The organism is Ralstonia sp. 110700041-2, from assembly GCF_056280165.1.
Map to the genome: position 1 here is coordinate 272,468 of NZ_JBSFAI010000006.1, position 17,404 is coordinate 289,871.

The following is a 17,404-nucleotide window of genomic DNA, read 5'->3' on the forward strand; positions in this document are numbered from 1 at the left end:
TTAAAATGGCGGAAAGTCCAAATTGTACGCTGATGACCGCTTCGCAACCTCGCCACCAAACGCCCGCTGACACACTGCGCCATGCTGCCCTGGCCGCGCTGTGTCTCACCGATCCGGCCAGCAAGGTGGACGCCACGCTGCGTCTGGGCGAGCGCGCCAAGAACGCCGACGACGCGAGCTGGGGCATTGACGAGGCCATTGCGGCACCAGCAAACGGTGTCCCCGGCCGCCCCGCCGTACCGGTGCTCGTGCCGCCGTCCGAGGTTCCGCGCCGTCGTGCGATCGATACGCCACGCGGTCGCGGCGCGCTGCTGCACGCGCTCGCGCACATCGAATTCAATGCCATCAATCTTGCACTCGACGCGGTGTGGCGTTTTGCCGGGATGCCCACGGCGTTCTACCAGGACTGGACGCGCGTGGCGGCGGAAGAAGCGACGCACTTTTCGCTGCTTTCTGCCCATCTGGCCACGCTCGATTGCCGCTACGGCGATCACCCGGCCCATGACGGCCTTTGGCAGATGACGGAGAAAACCGCCGCCGATCCGCTCGCGCGCATGGCGCTGGTGCCGCGCACGCTGGAGGCGCGCGGGCTCGATGCCTCTCCGCCAATCCGCGCCAAGTTGGCGCAGGCGGGCGACATGGCCGCCGCGGGCATCCTCGACATCATCCTGCGCGACGAGATTGGCCACGTGGCGGTCGGCAACCGCTGGTACCGCTGGCTGTGCGAGCGCGCGGGGCTCGATCCCGTGCCGACGTATCGCAAGCTGGCCGAGCAATACGGTGCGCCGCGTTTGCGCGGGCCATTCAATCTCGAGGCGCGCCGCCAAGCTGGTTTCGACGACGACGAAATCGCCGCGCTGGAAGCCTCGTTCTAAGCGCCACGGCGCAGCTCATCCGCCGCTATAATCCCGAGAAAAAGAACGATCGTTCGATTTATATTCGGTGACGGAAACCATGAACTCCACCACACAGCCTGCCGTGCGCCTGGCATCCCGCTCGACGTACCTGCCCGTGCGCGGCCTGCGCTACCACATCCGCGAATGGGGCGAGCCGGGTGCGCCAATCCTCTTCCTGTTTCACGGGTGGATGGATGTGTCGGCATCGTTCCAGTTTCTGGTCGACGCGCTGCGCCAGCGCTGGCATATCGTGGCGCCGGATTGGCGCGGCTACGGCCAGACCGCCCGGCCCACGGACGCCCCCGGCGTCGAGAGCTACTGGTTTGCCGATTACGTGGCCGACCTCGAAGCCATCATCGACCACTACCAGCCGGAAGGGCAGGTGACGCTGGTCGGGCACAGCCTGGGCGCCAACGTGGTTTGCCTGTACGCGGGTATCCGGCCCGAGCGCGTGCGGCGCGTGGTGGATCTGGAAGGCTTCGGCATGTCGGCGTCGAAGGCATCGCAGGCGCCGCGCCGCTATGCGCGATGGCTCGACGAGCTGAAGGACAAGCCGCGCCTGAACACCTACGCGACCGTCGAGGACGTCGCCGCGCGCCTGCAGAAGACCAACCCACGCCTGCCGGCCGACAAGGCCGCATTCCTGGCGCAACACTGGTCGAGCCAGAATGCTGACGGCCGCTGGGAGATCCTCGGCGACCCCGCGCACAAGATCATCAATCCGCAGCTTTATCGGCTGGATGAGGTGATGGAAATCTGGCGCCGTGTTACCGCCCCCGTGCTGCACGTCGAGGCAGTCGATTCGCCCACACTAAAAGCCATTGCTGGCGACGTGCCGCTGGCCGAGTTCAAGACGCGCTTTACGGCGTTTCCTGATTTCCGTGAGGTGCTGATTGCGGATGCAGGGCACATGCTGCATCACGATCAGCCTGAACAGGTGGCCGCGCTGATCGAAGAGTTCTGTTTGCAGCGCTAAGCGGCAGGTCAATCAAGAAACCGCTGCGCCGCGCCGGGCGGCGGCAGAATGCAGGTGTCTGACCGCCCAAACCATCGATAGCGATTGCGTGCAACGCGGCGATACAACGCGTCGCGCAGCGTTGCGGGGATCAACCAGCCGATCCAGGCCAAGCGCCACGGCCAGCCAAGCGCATGCAGGATGCGCAGGACGGCCGCGCTTTCACGCCACGCACGGCCGTCTCGCACGAAGAGCACGGTATCCACGTCATCCGGATTCACGCCGGCCTGCGCGAGCAGCTGCCGCCCAGTTTGACCCTGCATGGACGCGAAGCGCAGCAACCCTTGCCGGTCATGCCGCAGCAGAAACTGGATGGAGCCGCTGCACAGCAGGCAGTGCGCATCGTAGACGACGATCATTCGCGCTCCATCGTCGACAGGTCGAGATAACCTCGATACGCCGCTACCACGCCGAGCAACGGCACACTGGCACGCACGTTGAACCGGAAGCGGTCACCGTCACCGGATTCCTCGGCCAACACGGCGGGCCGCAGCCAGGCAGGGCAAGGGATGCCGAGGAAGCGCAAGCCTTCCAGACGCATGCGCAATACGGCGTGATTCGCCTCCAGCGAAAAGAACAGGCGCACCGCGCCGAGCCGCTCTGTGAGGTACCCCCGGTGCAGCGACAAGGTCGAGCGCATCGTGTGGCGGGGAAACTGGCGCGTCCAGATTTCTTCTGTGCCGGCGGTGTTGAGCGTGATTCGGAGCGGGCCACGCGTCGGTGTCCGCGGCGTGCGAATGCACCATGCAAGCATGCGTGCGAGGTGCGAGGCTGGCGGTTCCGTTTCGACTTCGCCGTGCAGCGTCACCGCGCCGGTCAGGCGGTGGAAGGTTTGCACGGCCGGCGCCAGTTCCGCATATCTCGCACCAAGCACGGTTTCGTAGAGCGACGGTGCGCGCATGCGAGACTTATTCCGCCGTTACATGCAGTTTCGTCTGCAGCCCGGCGTCGTTGCTCGAATGCGTATGCACCAGCGTCTTGTCCGGATTCGCATACCGGTAGGCGCGCCGCAGCGCCATCGCCACTTCATGGAAGCCCGACAGAATCAGCTTCTGCTTGTTCGGATACAGCGCGATATCGCCCGCCGCGAACACGCCCGGGCGCGAGGTCTCGTACGCCGTTGTTTCCACCGTGATGCGGCCGGCGCGCATCTCCACGCCCCAGTTGACAATCGGGCCTGGCTCGGAAACCAGACCATACAGGGCGATCAGTTCATCGCAGGGCAGAACGGTTTCGCCGTCGCGCCCGCGGATGGCTGCGCCGATGAGCGTGCCGTCGGGCGTGCTGTCCAGGCGCGAAAGCATGCCGAGCACGAAATCCATTTCGCCGGCGACGACGGCGGCGCGCATTTCAGCAACGCTGGCATCGGCTGCGCGGAAGCCCTCTCGCCGATGGACCAGTGTCACGCGTGCGGCGACTTTGCGCAGCGCGAGCGCCCAGTCGAGCGCGGAATCCCCGCCGCCGGCAATGACGACGCGCTTGCCCGTAAAGCGCGCGGTGTCGCGCACGGCATAGTGCAGATGGCGGCCTTCCAGTGCGGCCGCTTCAGGCAAAGCCACACGTTGTGGGGTGAACGCGCCGTTGCCTGCCGTGATGAGTACGGCGGCGCAGTCGAACACGTCGCCGGCGCTGGTGGTGACCCGAAAGCGCCGGCCGTGCTCGTTTTCCAGCGTTTCCACGGTTTCGGCCCGGCGACCACACAGGATGGGGTAGTTGAACGGCGCGCACTGGGCCATCAGCCGATCGACGAGTTCCTGTGCGGTGCACGACACCAGCGCCGGGATGTCGTAGATGGGTTTTTCCGGGTACAGCTCTGTGCATTGACCACCCGGGCGGTCCAATGCATCCACCAGCACACACGACATGCCAAGCACGCCCGCCTGGAACGCCGCGAACAGGCCTACCGGCCCAGCGCCCACGACAAGCACGTCGGTGCGTTGCTCCACGGGCTGGGGGGAATCGGCGTTGAGAGTGGCGGCGGAAGTCATGACAAAGCGAAGAAAACGAAACAATGCGGCCACTATAGCCTGCAGCAAGCGGCCCGCCGCGAACACCGCCACGGGCAGTCGGGTCTTCCGGATGCCGATCCGTGGGGGGGCAGGGCCCCCGGTTGCGCGCCGCAGCAGTAAAATGGCGAAATGCCAAATCTCTCCGCCGCCTCCGCCCGAAATGCCGATCTGCACTGCCACTCCACGGTGTCGGACGGCATGCTCGCGCCGCACGAAGTTGCCGCGCGCGCTGCCGCCCACGGTGTGACGCTCTGGGCGTTGACTGACCACGACGAAGTGGGTGGACAGGCCGCCGCGCGCGAAGCCGCAACGGCCCTGGGCATGGATTACCTCTCGGGTGTGGAGATTTCCGTGACGTGGGCGGGGCGCACGCTGCACATCGTCGGCCTGGGCATCGATCCGGATAACGCCGATCTGGCGCAGGGCCTGGAACGCACGCGCTCCGGCCGCTGCGCGCGCGCTGAAGACATCAGCGCCGCGCTTGCCAAGCTCGGCATCGAAGGCGCCTACGAAGGTGCTTTGCGCTACGCCGGCAACCCGGACATGGTCTCGCGCACCCATTTCGCACGCTTCCTCGTCGAGCACGGTCACTGCCGGGACATCCACGAGGTGTTCGACCGCTATCTGGGCGACGGCAAGCCGGGCTACGTGCCGCATCGCTGGGCGCGCCTGGCCGATGCGATCAACTGGATCAAGGGCGCGGGCGGCGTCGCAGTGATGGCGCATCCGGGGCGCTACACGTTGTCGCTGGTCGAGCACGGTGCGCTGTTTGATGAATTCAAGGCGCTGGGCGGCGAGGGGGTCGAAGTCGTCACCGGCAGCCATACCCCCGACCAGTACGCGCTGTACGCCGACGTAGCCCGCCGTTACGGCCTGCTGGCATCGCGCGGTTCAGACTTTCATGGCCCCGGCGAGGGCCGCGTCGAACTCGGCACACTGCCGCCGCTGCCCGACAACCTGACGCCGGTGTGGAGCCGGTGGATGTCCTGAGCGCGCGGCTGCCATGTCCCAGTTCTTCCAGATCCACCCGACCACGCCGCAAGGGCGCCTGATTCGCCAGGCGGCGGAGATCATCCGCGCCGGCGGCCTGGTCGCGCTGCCCACCGATTCCTGCTACGCGCTCGCCTGCCATCTGGACGACAAATCGGCCGTCGAGCGCCTGCGCCGCGTGCGCGGCATCGACGAAAAGCACCACCTGACATTGATGTGCCGGGACCTTTCCGAGCTGGCCACGTTCGCGCGTGTCGACAACAAGCAATATCGCGTGCTGAAGGCGGCCACACCGGGGCCGTTCGTCTTCCTGCTGGAGGCGACCAAGGAGGTGCCGCGCCGGCTTTCGCACCCGTCGCGCAAGACGATCGGCCTGCGCGTACCGGAACACGCGATTCCCCTGGCGCTGATGGCGGAACTGGGTGAGCCGCTGCTCTCCGCCACGCTGCAACTGCCCGGCGATGACGAACCCCTCAACGAGGCCGAGACCATTCGGGATCGGCTTGAAAAGCAGCTTGAACTCGTCATCGACGGCGGCCCGGCCCCGGCCGAACCCACCACCGTCATCGACCTGACGAGCGGCGAGCCCGAACTTGTGCGCCAAGGCCGGGGTGATCCGGCTCGCGTGGGCCTGTAGGCGAGCCCTTGGCGCGTGCTTCGGTGGCGCCGTGCCGCGGCGCGCGCTTGCTACAATAGCTCGCTTATGGACCCCACACTGATCCAGAACATCGCGGTTTACGCGATTCCCGTCCTGTTTGCCATCACGCTGCATGAGGCGGCGCACGGTTACGTCGCCAAGCATTTCGGCGACGATACAGCCTATGTCATGGGCCGCGTCAGCATCAATCCGCTGCGGCACATCGATCCCATCGGCACGATTGCGATGCCGCTGTTGCTGTATTTTGCAACCCAGGGTGCCTTTGTTTTCGGCTATGCCAAGCCGGTGCCGGTGCGCTTCGACCGTCTGCGGGACCCGCGCTGGCATGGCATGTGGGTGGCGCTGGCGGGGCCCGTCACCAACTTTGTCCAGGCGATCTTCTGGGGCGTATTGGCGGTGGTGTTCGCGGTGGGCGGCGTGAACGAACCGTTCCTGATCGGCATGGCGCGCGCTGGCATTCTGGTCAATATGGTGATGGCCGCGTTCAACATGTTTCCGCTGCCGCCGCTCGATGGCGGGCGCGTGCTGGCAGCACTCCTGCCACCTCGGATGGCGCTCGGTCTGTCGCGCATCGAACCGTTCGGCTTCTTTATCGTGATGGCGTTGATTATTTCCAACGTCATCACCAACGTCTGGATGCGCCCGATCATGGCGCTGCTGTTTCAACTGCTGCAGTGGATTCTGAGTCCGCTGCAGATGCTGTTTTCCTGAGTCTTCAACCCCATTTCCCACATGTTTCCTGACCGCGTTCTCTCTGGCATGCGTCCGACCGGTGCTCTGCACCTGGGGCATTACCACGGCGTCCTGAAAAACTGGGTCCGGCTGCAAGCCGAATACCCGTGCTTCTTCTTCGTCGCCGACTGGCATGCGCTGACCACGCACTACGAGTCGCCCGAGGTGATCGAGGAATCGGTGTGGGAAATGCTGATCGACTGGCTCGCTGCCGGTGTCGATCCGACGCAGTCCACGCTGTTCATCCAGAGCCGTGTGCCCGAGCACGCGGAGCTGTTCCTACTGCTCTCGATGGGCACGCCGCTGGGCTGGCTCGAACGCGTGCCGACATACAAGGACCAAATCGAGAAGCTCAAGGAGAAGGACCTCTCCACCTACGGCTTCCTCGGTTACCCGCTGCTGCAAGCCGCCGACATCCTGATCTACCGCGCCGGCTTCGTGCCGGTGGGCGAAGACCAGGTGCCGCACGTCGAGATGACGCGCGAAGTCGCCCGCCGCTTCAACTACCTCTATGGCCGCGAACCAGGTTTCGAAGAGAAGGCGCTGGAAGCGGCCAAGAAGCTCGGGGGCAAGCGCGCCAAGCTGTATCTGGAGCTGCGCACTGCCTACCAGGAGCGTGGTGAAGACGAGGCCCTGGAGCAGGCCCGCGCGCTGCTGGCCGAATCGCAGAGCCTGTCCATGGGCGACCGCGAACGCCTGTTCGGCTATCTGGAAGGCGCCCGCAAGATCATCCTGCCCGAACCGCAGGTGCTGCTGACCGAGGCATCGCGCATGCCGGGTCTTGATGGCCAGAAGATGTCCAAGTCGTACGGCAACACGATCCGCATGCGCGAGGACAAGGAAACCGTCGAGAAAAAGGTTCGCACCATGCCGACCGATCCGGCTCGCGTGCGCCGCACCGATCCGGGCGACCCGGACAAGTGCCCGGTCTGGCAGTTGCATCAGGTCTACTCTGATGCCGACACGAAAGAGTGGGTGCAAAAGGGTTGCCGCAGCGCCGGCATTGGCTGCCTGGAGTGCAAGCAGCCCGTGATCGAGGGCATCCTGCGGGAGCAGCAGCCGATGCTTGAGCGCGCCCAGAAATACATCGACGATCCGTCACTGCTGCGCGCCATCATTGCTGATGGCTGCGACAACGCCCGCAAGGTTACGCAGGAGACCATGCGCGAGGTGCGCGAGGCGATGGGTCTGTCGTACAGCTGATGGGCTGTTGATGTCTGCTGTCGCGTCTGATTCACACACGTTCGCTGCGCCCTCGCCGTGGGTGGTGCGTTGGGCGGCTGGACTGCCGGCTGGCGCCTCCGTGCTGGACGTGGCTTGCGGCAGTGGACGCCACGTGCGCTGGCTGGCCGCACGCGGTCTACGCCTGACTGGCATCGACCGCGATGCGGCCGCGCTGTCGGGCCTCGTCGGCATCGCCGAAACCATCGTCGCTGACATCGAAGGCGGCCCCTGGCCGTTGCCTGCCGGCGCCACTTTCGATGCCGTTGTCGTCACGAACTATCTGCACCGACCGCTTTGGCCGCACTTGCTGGCGGCCGTCGCGCCGGGCGGCCGGCTGATCTACGAAACTTTCGCCGACGGAAACGAAACCGTCGGGAAGCCGTCGAACCCGGCATTCCTGCTGGCACCGGGCGAACTGCTCGATGCCGTGCGAGGCCAGATGCGGGTGATCGGCTACGAAGACGGTTTTCTCGCATCGCCCCGAGACGCTTACGTGCAGCGGATTTGCGCGGTTCGCGAGCCCTCAGGGGCGGTTGCGCCGCGCTACGCACTTTGAAGTTGCTGAGGACGGCGGCTTACCCGTCTCTTGGCGGGTCTCAGATGTGGCGAATCCGTTCTGACGATCCGGTACAATCCGACTGTTTACGTTCACGCTTTTGTCTGCTTTCGAAACCATGATCCAGATTTCCGGCAGTCTCGTCGCCATCGTCACGCCCATGCACGAGGACGGCAGCCTTGATTTCCCGTCCCTGCGCAAGCTCATCGACTGGCACATCGCCGAAGGCACCGACGGCATCGTGATCGTCGGAACCAGCGGCGAATCGCCGACCGTGTCGGTGGAAGAGCACCGTGAACTAATCCGCGTGGCGGTCGAGCAGGCCAACAAGCGCATTCCCATCATTGCCGGTACCGGCGGCAACTCCACCACCGAGGCGGTGGAGCTGACGGCCTACGCCAAGCAAGTAGGCGCTGATGCCTCCCTGCAGGTCGTGCCGTACTACAACAAGCCGACGCAGGAAGGCATGTATCTGCACTTCCGCAAGGTGGCCGAGTCGGTGGATCTGCCGGTCATTCTGTACAACGTGCCGGGCCGCACCGTGGCCGATATGACGGTCGAAACCATGCTGCGTCTGGCCGAAGTGCCGGGCATCATCGGCGTGAAGGAAGCCACGGGCAACATCGACCGCGCCGCGCACCTCATCAAGGGCGCACCGGCCTCGTTCAAGATTTACAGCGGGGATGATCCGACGGCCATCGCGCTGATGCTGCTGGGTGGCCACGGCAACATTTCCGTGACGGCCAACGTGGCGCCGCGTGCCATGCACGAACTGTGCGTTGCCGCCATGCGCGGCGACGTGGAGACGGCTCGCCGCATCCACATGCAACTGCTGTCGGTGCACAAGAACCTGTTCGTCGAGTCGAACCCGATTCCCGTCAAGTGGGCTCTCCAGGCCATGGGCAAGATGGAAGGTGGCATTCGCCTGCCGTTGACGCCGCTGGCACCCCAGTATCACGAGGTTGTGCGCGCATCCCTGAAGGATGCCGGGCTGCTCTCCTGATTGTTTCAAGGCGCTTCTCAGGCCCTTAAGCCATCGTTCTCATCTGAAGGATCGCAAGTCAATGAAACTGCACCAAACCCGTCGCGGGGCTGTGGCGACGTCCGCTCAACTGTTGCTGGCCGCGCTGTCGGTTGCCCTGATTTCCGGTTGCGATACCGTCAATGAGGTGATGCAGCCGGACCGCATCGATTACAAATCGCAGGCCAAGAAAGGCCCGACGCTTGAGGTCCCGCCCGACCTGACCGGCATCCAGGCTGACCGCCGCTATGCCGCACCGGACACGGGCACGACCACGCTGTCGGCGTATACGTCAACGGCGCCCAAGGTCACGACGCCCGGCTCGGGCACCGAGAATGTGCTGCCTGCCGTGTCCGACATGCGTATCGAGCGTGATGGCAATCAGCGCTGGCTGCTCGTGAAGACCACGCCGGATGCCTTGTGGCCGCAATTGCGCACGTTCTGGCAAGAACTGGGCTTCCTGCTGGTGATCGACTCGCCCGAGACCGGCATCATGGAAACCGACTGGGCTGAAAACCGCGCGAAGATTCCGCAGGACATCATCCGCCGCACCGTCGGCAAGGTATTCGATGGCTTGTACTCGACGTCTGAGCGTGACAAGTTCCGCACCCGCATCGAGAAGGGTCCGAACGGCACGGTCGAAGTCTACATCTCGCACCGCGGCGCGCAGGAACAACTGGTCGGTTCGTCCAAGGACCAGACCGTGTGGACGCCGCGTCCGGCCGATCCGGAACTCGAAGCCGAATTCCTGTCGCGCCTGATGCAGCGGCTGGGCGCCAGCAAGGAGGCCGCACAGCAGAAGCTCGCGCAAACGCAGGCAGCGCACCCGGTGCAAGACGGCACGAAGGCTGAACCGGCCCCGCGTACCGGCCCATCGTTGCTGACGCAGTCGAATGGCCAACCGGTCCTGCAGGTGCCGGAGCCCTTTGATCGCGCATGGCGCACCGTGGGCTTGGCGCTGGATCGCGTGAACTTCACCGTGGATGACCGCGACCGCTCGCAAGGGGTCTACTTCGTTCGCTACGCTGATACGCGTGCCGAAGCCAACGCACCGGGCTTCTTCTCGCGCCTGTTCTCGGGCACGAAGATCGAAGACCTCAAGCGGGCCAAGCGTTACCGCGTGGTCGTGAAGGATGCTGGCACGTCTTCGACGGTGCTGGTGCAAAACGACGATGGCTCCGCGCAGACCGGCGACATCGGCAAGCGCATCCTGTCGCTGCTCGACGAGCAACTGCGGTAATCGGCATCATGCAGTACGGCTGCCTGGGTGGGCGATGACACTGAGATTCGCCAGCCTTGGCAGCGGCAGTGAAGGCAATGCGCTGCTCGTGGAATCCGCGAGCGGCGCGACGTGCACGCGCATCCTGCTGGATTGCGGATTCGGTATCCGCGAGACTGTGCGGCGGCTCGAGCGCCTGGGCTGTACGCCCGAATCCCTCAACGCCATCCTCGTCACGCACGAGCATAGCGATCACGTTGGCAGCGCCTATGCGGTTGCCGCCAAATTCAATATCCCGGTCTGGACCAGTCACGGCACGTATCGCGCCACGGAAAACCTGCGCGGCGCCGACCGTGCAGCCGTGCGTTTCTGTCGCGCCGACGATATGTTCTCCGTCGGCGATCTGCAAATCTTGCCTTACACCGTGCCGCACGACGCGCGCGAGCCGCTGCAGTTCGTCTTCAACGACGGCGCGCGGCGCTTGGGCGTGCTGACCGATGCCGGCATGTTGACGGAATACCTTTGCGCCCATCTGGCAGGCATGCACGCCCTCGTGCTCGAATGCAATCATGACCGCGAGATGCTGGCCAATTCAGCCTATCCGTGGTCATTGAAACGGCGTATCGGTGGAGATTTCGGCCATTTGGCCAATGACATTGCAGCCGCGATCCTTACGCGCGTTCGCCACGACGCGTTGCATACGGTCGTTGCTGCGCATCTGTCCAAGCAGAACAACACGCCGCTATTGGCTGCTGAGGCGATTGCCGTGCCGCTGGGGGCTCGCACTGAAGACGTGCCGATTGCGGATCAGGAAGAGGGCCTGCTTTGGTGCACCGTTTGAGGGCGGCTGGTCCGATCGACGCGGCTTGTAAGATTCAGAAACAACTTTGAATGGCGGATGGGTCGCGTAGTTGCTGCTCGGAGTTCCAACGCTAGATGGGCGCCCATAAAAAAAGCCGACCTGAAGGTCGGCTTTTTTGTCTCGCGAGAAACGCGATTATTGCTTGGCAGCCGGGGCCGAAGCAGCAGCATCCGAAGCAGCCGGAGCAGCAGCGGCGTCCGAAGCAGCCGGGGCAGCAGCGGCGTCCGAAGCAGCCGGGGCAGCCGGAGCAGCAGCGGCGGGAGCCGAAGCTTCCGGAGCGGCGGCCGGAGCAGCGGCTTCTTCCTTCTTACCGCAAGCAGCCAGAGCCACAGCAGCCATCAGCGAGGCGATCAGGAGAGACTTTTTCATTTTTTCGATCCTTAAACTGAATTATGGAAAGCGGACAACAGAAAGCGCGATGAATAATTACCGGTAATTATCGCTCAGGTACTACACCTTCTTCTATGCTGGCAGCCAAGCCGCACGAGGACTGCTCGGCTTGCAAGCTAGCGTCGGATTATAGCGGCCTTTACCTACTGTGTGTAGCTGAGTCGGGGCTGACGCACGTGCGATTCAGACGCTTTTGTAACGATCTGTTTCAATGCGGAATCATCGTTGCGCGGGTCCAGCCAGCCTGAGCCAGCCTTCTTCGTACCAAGCGTGCAGCGTATCCATCAGATCTGGCAAGCCGGCCGCCGCATCCACGGATGCAGCGCTCGCACGACGTGCGTCCGCCAACGCGGAGAGCCACGCAAGCAGCGTTCCCGATGGTTCAAACGTATCGCCGTTGATCCAGAAGCGTTGCGCGTCATACAGCGCCTGCGTGCGCGCGTCCAGCACGATGCCTTCCTTGCGCGCCCGAGCCGTGAAGCGGGCAAGCGGCAAGCGGGGCTGCGTGACGAAGTCGACGTGATCCTTGGGTTCGGAAAGGTACGCGCCGAGGAATTCACCGACGAGTTCAGGCGTCCAGCGCAACGCGTTGAGCTTCTGGACAAGGGCCTTGACCATGGCGGCCGGCAGTTCGCCGGGGTGGGTGGTGGGCTTCTGTTCGGGATCGGCGTAGCGGCCGTCGAAGTTGGGGTCGTCTTCCAGCGTTTGCGACAGGAAGCCCAGGAAGTGGCCGGCCAGTTCGCGGTACGACGGTGAGCGGAAGCCGATCGAATACGTCATGCAGTCGCCCTCGGCCACGCCGTCATGTGCGTAGTGCGGCGGCAGATACAGCATGTCGCCGGGCTCTAGTACGAATTCCTCTTCGGGCTGGAAGTTGGCGAGGATCTTGAGCGGCAGATCGGGGACGAGCGTGAGATCGTCCTGGGCTGAGATGCGCCAGCGGCGCCTGCCGTGGGCCTGCAGCAGGAACACATCGTACGAATCGAAGTGCGGGCCGACGCCGCCGCCGTCGGTTGCGAAGCTGATCATCACGTCATCGAGCCGCGCGTCGGGAATGAACCGGAAACGCTGCATCAACGCTTCGACCGCCGGCTCGACGAGGTTCGCGCCCTGCACAAGCACCGACCAGTTGCGTGTCTTGCGCGAGGGCAGCGGGCGTTCGTCGAAGGGGCCGTGATTGAACGACCAGCGCCCGCGCGATTGCGCGATCAAGCGGGACTCGACATCGGGGCGCGCAGCCAGGGCAAGTACACGTTCAGGCGAGAGCGGAAAGTGCAGCGCACGCATCTCTTCGGGGGAGAGTGCCTGCCGGATCAGCAGAGGCTTCTTCTGCCAGTGCGTGCGCATGAAATCGCGCGGTGACAGCCCGCCGAGGAGTTGCGCCGGATGCCCCGCTGGAAGAGCAGGTTGGACGCCGCCATCGGCAGCGTATAATGGGACTTCGTTCATGGAGTGCGCAATTGAAAATCGCGAAGAATACGGTAGTGTCGGTGGCTTACAAACTGTCCGACGCGCAGGGCAACGTCATCGAGGAATCCGATGAGCCGATGGTGTATTTGCACGGCGGCTATGATGGCACGTTCCCCAAGATCGAGGAAGCGCTGGACGGCCAGGAACAAGGCTTCGAGACCAAGCTGCAGCTCGAACCGGACGACGCTTTCGGTGACTACGATCAGGAGCTGATCAAGATCGAGCCGCGTGATCGCTTTCCGGAACCGCTCGAAGTTGGCATGCAGTTCGAGGGCGTGCCCGAAGATGGCGACGAGGAAGATGCCATCGTCTATACAGTCACCGACGTGGCGGAAGACAAGGTTGTGCTGGACGGCAATCACCCGCTCGCCGGCATGGCGCTGCGCTTCGAACTGAAGGTGACCGAAGTGCGGGAAGCCACGGCTGAAGAGATCGAGCACGGCCACGTGCACGGTGAAAATGGCCTTGAAGTGGTGGACGAGGACGAGGACGATAAGCCGCACACGCTGCACTGATCGGCAAGTCCATCAAGATACGAGAACGGGAGCTTCGGCTCCCGTTTTCTTTATTGCGCCGGCGCTGGCGTGATTTCCGGCGCTGGGATGGGGGTGTTGTCAAGGCGGCGGCTGCGGGTATGGAACAGCGGCGTGCGGCCTGGCGTGACGGAGACTTCCAGCCAGCGATCGAGCACCGGCGAACCATAGGTGCGTGCGCGCATGACATGCGCGTCCGGGCGGCCGTCTTCGTCTTTGAGCGGGCGGTCGAGCATGAACGTCTGGCTGGCGCCGTGGATGAGCAGGACGGCACCGTCGTAGTCGCGCGTGAGCGCTCGCAACTGACGCTTGAGTGCAAGGTAGCCGTCATGCGAGCGGCGGCGCAGCCAGCCGTCGAACAGATTGGGTGCGCGGCGCCGTTCCCAACCGTCTTCAAAGAGTGGATCGGCCTGCATCATGACGACCACGCCCGCCATCTTGCGTTGGCGCGCGACGGCAAAGGCGCGTGCGAGCCATTGGCGATTGGCTTCAAGGCGGTCTTCGTATTCGCCGTTGCGCCCGCCCGCGGTCTTGTAGTTGTTGTTGTCGCCGGGCACGTTGAGGGTGACGAACAGCACGTCATTCATCGTCCAGCGCGTGTTTTCGCGGTAGCTGCGGAACTTCGCCTGGTCGGACTGGCGCATGACCGTCATGGTGCGCTGGCCGAGCGTGTTGTCGTCGGGGTAGAACAGCTCGCGCAGGCGCAGCAGGCGCTCCACCGGGTCGAAACTGCCCGCGGCGGGGCGCTGGCAGTCGCTCCAGTCGTGGTCGCCCGGGATGTAGATGACGGGCGCGATCAGGCTGTCGAGCAGGTCATGGCGCGCTTCGAGCAGCGTGTCGGAACACGCTTCATCGCGGCCCTTGAGGTTGCCCAGATGGACGACGAAGGCGGGGTGTTCGGCGTCGATGGCGTCCAGCAGTGCGCGCACGGGGGCGACATCCTCGGCGCGGTCGGGCACGTTGCCGATCACCGTGAAGGTGAAGGCGCCCGGCGCGTCAGGTGCAGAATTCGCGACCTTGGGTGCAGCTGGTACAGCCACCGGCATCAGCATCGCCAACGCCATGGCGATGCATTGAAACGTGCGGGAAACTGCGCCGAGCCGGGTCATCGGAATCAGGCGGCCGGGCTCGCCAATGCCTTGAGGCGGTACAACGCATCAAGCGCTTCCCGCGGCGTCATATCGTCGGGATCGATCCCGGCAAGCGCATCCGCAAGCGCGCTGTCGGGTGTTTCGGCGTCGGCATCGCCTTCGTCGACGATGGGCATATCGGCGGCGAGTGCAAACAGGTCGAGCTGGGGCGTGGCGCCTGTGTCGGCGGAATGCTGCTCCAGCCAGGCCAGCCGTTTGCGCGCGGCGCGAATGACCGGCTGCGGCACGCCCGCCAGTTGTGCGACCTGCAAGCCGTAGCTCTGGCTGGCCGGACCTTCCTGCACGGCATGCAGGAAGACGATGCCGTCACCATGTTCGACGGCGGAGAGATGCACGTTGGCGGCCTGTGCGAACTCCTGCGGCAGTTGTGTCAGCTCGAAATAGTGCGTGGCGAACAGCGTGTGGCTGCGATTGTGCGACAGCAAGTGACGCGCAATCGCCCAGGCAAGCGCCAGGCCGTCGAACGTGCTCGTTCCGCGGCCAATCTCGTCCATCAGCACCAGGCTGTTGGGTGTGGCGCGGTGCAGGATGGCAGCCGCTTCCGTCATCTCAACCATGAAGGTGGATCGGCCACCCGCCAGATCGTCGGCCGCGCCGATACGCGTGAAGATACGGTCGATTGGGCCGATGACTGCGGCCTCCGCCGGCACAAATGCGCCCACGTAAGCGAGCAGCACGACCAGCGCGGTTTGCCGCATGAAGGTCGATTTACCGCCCATGTTTGGGCCCGTGATCAGCAGCAGCTTGCGCGCCTCCTGCAGCATGCAGTCGTTGGCGACGAACTGTTCGACTTGTTGTTCGACCACCGGATGGCGTGCGCGCGTCAGCTCAATACCGGGTGCGTCCGTCAGCGTGGGGCGCGACCACGACAGCGCATGCGCACGCTCGGCCAGCGTCGCGAGCACATCGGCCTGTGCCAGCGCGGCGGCGATACGTTTGAATTCGGCCAGGTGCGGCAACAGTTTCTGGAGCAGCTCTTCGTAGAGGAGCTTTTCGCGCGACAGGGCACGGTCCTGCGCCGACAACGCCTTGTCTTCGAACGCTTTCAACTCGGGCGTGATGTAACGCTCGGCGTTCTTCAGCGTCTGGCGGCGGCGGTAATCGTCCGGCACCTTGGCGGCCTGGCCGTTGGTGACTTCGATGTAGAAGCCGTGCACGCGGTTGTATTCGACGCGCAGATTGGCGATACCGGTGCGCTCGCGCTCGCGGGCTTCCAGATCGACGAGGAACTGGCCGCAGTTTTCCGAGATGTCGCGTAGCTCGTCGAGGTCGGCATCGTAACCGCGGGCGATGACGCCGCCGTCGCGCACCATCGCTGCCGGCTCGGCCATCACGGCGCGCTGCAGCAGGGCGTGGGCGTCTTCGGGCAGGGTGAGCGCGGCGTGCAGCTCGATGAGCAGCGGAGCCGCGTCGCTCTGCGGCAGTTCTTCGCGAATCTCGGGCAGGCGCGCGAGCGTGTCGCGCAGCGAAGACAGATCGCGCGGGCGCGCCGACAGCAGCGCCAGTCGCCCGGTAATGCGCTCCACATCCGACAGCGTGCGCAGCGTCGAGCGCAATGTTTGCCAATCGCCGCCGAGCAGCACCTCGATCGCCTGCTGCCGCGCTTGGGGGATGGCACGATCCCGCAGTGGATGATGCAGCCAATGGCGCAGCAGGCGGCTGCCCATGCTCGTGGCGCACGTGTCGAGCAGCGAGAACAGCGTCGGCGATTCCTGCCCACGCAGCGTCTCGGTCAGTTCCAGGTTGCGGCGCGTGGCGGTGTCCAGGCCGATGAATTCGCTTTCGTGCTCGACGGTCAGGCCGATCACGTGACGCAGCGATTGGCCTTGCGTGGCGGCTGCGTAATTGAGCAGCGCGCCGGCAGCCGCCAGTGCGGCCGTCAACGTTTCCGCACCAAAGGCGACGAGGCTCGCGACGCCGAGTTGCTCGCGCAGGCGGCGGGTGCCGGCTTCCACGTCGAAGTGCCAATCGGGCAGGCGCGTGCGGGCAACATCCACCTGGATGGTGTTGAGCGTTGCATCGTCGGCCAGCACTTCGGCGGGGCGGATGCGTTCGAGTTCGCGGTCGAGCTGGTCGGGGCTGCACTCCATCACGCGCAATTCGCCGCCGACGAGGTTGAGCCAGGCCAGACCGATCAGCGGTGCGGCGCCGCGCTTGGCCGGCAGATGCGCGATGGCCAGCAGGTGGTTGTTGATCTTGTCGGAAAGCAGGGCGGCGTCCGTCAGCGTGCCGGGTGTGACGACGCGTACGACCTTGCGCTCGACCGGCCCCTTGGCTGTGGCCGGGTCCCCGATCTGTTCGCAGATGGCCACGGATTCGCCCAGCTTGACCAGCTTGGCGAGGTATTGCTCGGCAGCGTGGAACGGGATGCCCGCCATGCGGATCGGATGCCCGTTGGAGCTGCCGCGTGCGGTGAGCGTGATATCGAGCAGGCGCGAGGCTTTTTCGGCATCTTCAAAGAAGAGCTCGTAGAAGTCGCCCATGCGATAGAAGACAAGCGTGTTCGGATGCCCCGATTTCAGCCGTAAATACTGCTGCATCATCGGGGTGTGCTTGTCGAAAGGGCCGTATTTCGGGTCGATCTCCAGAACCGGAGCGGAGTGTTCAGCCATGAGTACTAAAGCGCAGCGCGCGGCCGGATGTGATCCGATCAGGCCGCGCGCGGAAGGTGTTGAATC

General features: G+C 64.6%; 18 protein-coding genes. 11 read left to right on the top strand and 7 right to left on the bottom strand.

All coding sequences use genetic code 11. From position 1 onward, the window contains the following. The first annotated feature begins 5 nt into the window (after positions 1-5). Together ACUXH0_RS11465 and ACUXH0_RS11470 are read left to right on the top strand one after the other, a co-directional pair. On the top strand, positions 6-875 hold the full coding sequence (locus tag ACUXH0_RS11465; RefSeq protein ID WP_027693038.1) for a ferritin-like domain-containing protein: 870 nt from the start codon (positions 6-8) through the stop codon (positions 873-875). Positions 876-954: 79 nt separating this feature from the next. Next, complete coding sequence (locus ACUXH0_RS11470) at positions 955-1,872, top strand: alpha/beta fold hydrolase (protein ID WP_012435265.1); 918 nt, start codon at positions 955-957, stop codon at positions 1,870-1,872. A gap of 8 nt (positions 1,873-1,880) precedes the next feature. Here the strand turns inward: ACUXH0_RS11470 and ACUXH0_RS11475 are convergent, their stop codons facing one another. From ACUXH0_RS11475 to ACUXH0_RS11485, 3 genes are read right to left on the bottom strand one after another with little or no spacing between them, the layout of a single operon-like run. Next, positions 1,881-2,270, bottom strand: a complete 390-nt coding sequence (locus ACUXH0_RS11475; RefSeq protein ID WP_012435266.1) for a thiol-disulfide oxidoreductase DCC family protein — start codon at positions 2,268-2,270, stop codon at positions 1,881-1,883. After that, positions 2,267-2,812, bottom strand: a complete 546-nt coding sequence (locus tag ACUXH0_RS11480) for a DUF4166 domain-containing protein (RefSeq protein ID WP_012435267.1) — start codon at positions 2,810-2,812, stop codon at positions 2,267-2,269. The genes ACUXH0_RS11475 and ACUXH0_RS11480 overlap by 4 nt, the downstream gene beginning before the upstream one ends. A 7-nt stretch (positions 2,813-2,819) precedes the next feature. Next, a complete protein-coding gene (locus ACUXH0_RS11485) occupies positions 2,820-3,899 on the bottom strand; it encodes an NAD(P)/FAD-dependent oxidoreductase (RefSeq protein WP_012435268.1) in 1,080 nt (359 codons plus the stop codon). A gap of 150 nt (positions 3,900-4,049) precedes the next feature. Here ACUXH0_RS11485 and ACUXH0_RS11490 point away from each other — a divergent pair, with 150 nt between their 5' ends. From ACUXH0_RS11490 to ACUXH0_RS11525, 8 genes are all read left to right on the top strand, one after another. Next, positions 4,050-4,910, top strand: coding sequence for a 3',5'-nucleoside bisphosphate phosphatase (locus tag ACUXH0_RS11490; protein WP_012435269.1), 861 nt, complete (start codon positions 4,050-4,052; stop codon positions 4,908-4,910). A gap of 13 nt (positions 4,911-4,923) precedes the next feature. Beyond that, the gene (locus ACUXH0_RS11495; RefSeq protein ID WP_004626152.1) at positions 4,924-5,547 is read left to right on the top strand and encodes an L-threonylcarbamoyladenylate synthase; all 624 of its coding nucleotides are present in this window, start codon (positions 4,924-4,926) and stop codon (positions 5,545-5,547) included. A gap of 66 nt (positions 5,548-5,613) precedes the next feature. After that, the gene (locus ACUXH0_RS11500) at positions 5,614-6,279 is read left to right on the top strand and encodes a site-2 protease family protein (RefSeq protein WP_004626153.1); all 666 of its coding nucleotides are present in this window, start codon (positions 5,614-5,616) and stop codon (positions 6,277-6,279) included. Positions 6,280-6,300: 21 nt separating this feature from the next. Next, positions 6,301-7,503: a tryptophan--tRNA ligase gene (locus ACUXH0_RS11505; protein WP_004626154.1), complete on the top strand. Its 1,203-nt coding sequence runs from the start codon at positions 6,301-6,303 to the stop codon at positions 7,501-7,503. A gap of 10 nt (positions 7,504-7,513) precedes the next feature. Next, positions 7,514-8,080 carry a class I SAM-dependent methyltransferase gene (locus ACUXH0_RS11510; protein WP_012435270.1) on the top strand — a complete coding sequence of 189 codons (567 nt, stop codon included), beginning with the start codon at positions 7,514-7,516 and terminating at the stop codon, positions 8,078-8,080. Between the two features lie 118 nt (positions 8,081-8,198). After that, entirely contained in the window at positions 8,199-9,083 is an 885-nt protein-coding gene (gene dapA, locus ACUXH0_RS11515) for a 4-hydroxy-tetrahydrodipicolinate synthase (RefSeq protein WP_012435271.1), read from the top strand. 61 nt (positions 9,084-9,144) lie between these two features. Further along, positions 9,145-10,341, top strand: a complete 1,197-nt coding sequence (bamC, locus tag ACUXH0_RS11520; RefSeq protein WP_012435272.1) for an outer membrane protein assembly factor BamC — start codon at positions 9,145-9,147, stop codon at positions 10,339-10,341. 34 nt (positions 10,342-10,375) lie between these two features. After that, positions 10,376-11,161 carry an MBL fold metallo-hydrolase gene (locus tag ACUXH0_RS11525; RefSeq protein WP_024973071.1) on the top strand — a complete coding sequence of 262 codons (786 nt, stop codon included), beginning with the start codon at positions 10,376-10,378 and terminating at the stop codon, positions 11,159-11,161. Positions 11,162-11,317: 156 nt separating this feature from the next. Here the strand turns inward: ACUXH0_RS11525 and ACUXH0_RS11530 are convergent, their stop codons facing one another. Both ACUXH0_RS11530 and ACUXH0_RS11535 read right to left on the bottom strand, forming a co-directional pair. Beyond that, a complete protein-coding gene (locus ACUXH0_RS11530) occupies positions 11,318-11,551 on the bottom strand; it encodes a hypothetical protein (RefSeq protein WP_024542047.1) in 234 nt (77 codons plus the stop codon). A gap of 240 nt (positions 11,552-11,791) precedes the next feature. Then, positions 11,792-13,021: a ribosomal protein uL16 3-hydroxylase gene (locus ACUXH0_RS11535; protein ID WP_004626159.1), complete on the bottom strand. Its 1,230-nt coding sequence runs from the start codon at positions 13,019-13,021 to the stop codon at positions 11,792-11,794. Between the two features lie 11 nt (positions 13,022-13,032). On the opposite strand from ACUXH0_RS11535, the gene ACUXH0_RS11540 reads away from it, so the two are divergent. Continuing rightward, positions 13,033-13,557, top strand: coding sequence for an FKBP-type peptidyl-prolyl cis-trans isomerase (locus ACUXH0_RS11540; RefSeq protein ID WP_012435275.1), 525 nt, complete (start codon positions 13,033-13,035; stop codon positions 13,555-13,557). Between the two features lie 50 nt (positions 13,558-13,607). Here ACUXH0_RS11540 and ACUXH0_RS11545 read toward each other — a convergent pair whose 3' ends face one another. Next, complete coding sequence (locus tag ACUXH0_RS11545; RefSeq protein WP_012435276.1) at positions 13,608-14,684, bottom strand: metallophosphoesterase; 1,077 nt, start codon at positions 14,682-14,684, stop codon at positions 13,608-13,610. 5 nt (positions 14,685-14,689) lie between these two features. After that, positions 14,690-17,338 carry a DNA mismatch repair protein MutS gene (mutS, locus tag ACUXH0_RS11550; protein WP_182594875.1) on the bottom strand — a complete coding sequence of 883 codons (2,649 nt, stop codon included), beginning with the start codon at positions 17,336-17,338 and terminating at the stop codon, positions 14,690-14,692. Positions 17,339-17,404 lie beyond the last annotated feature (66 nt).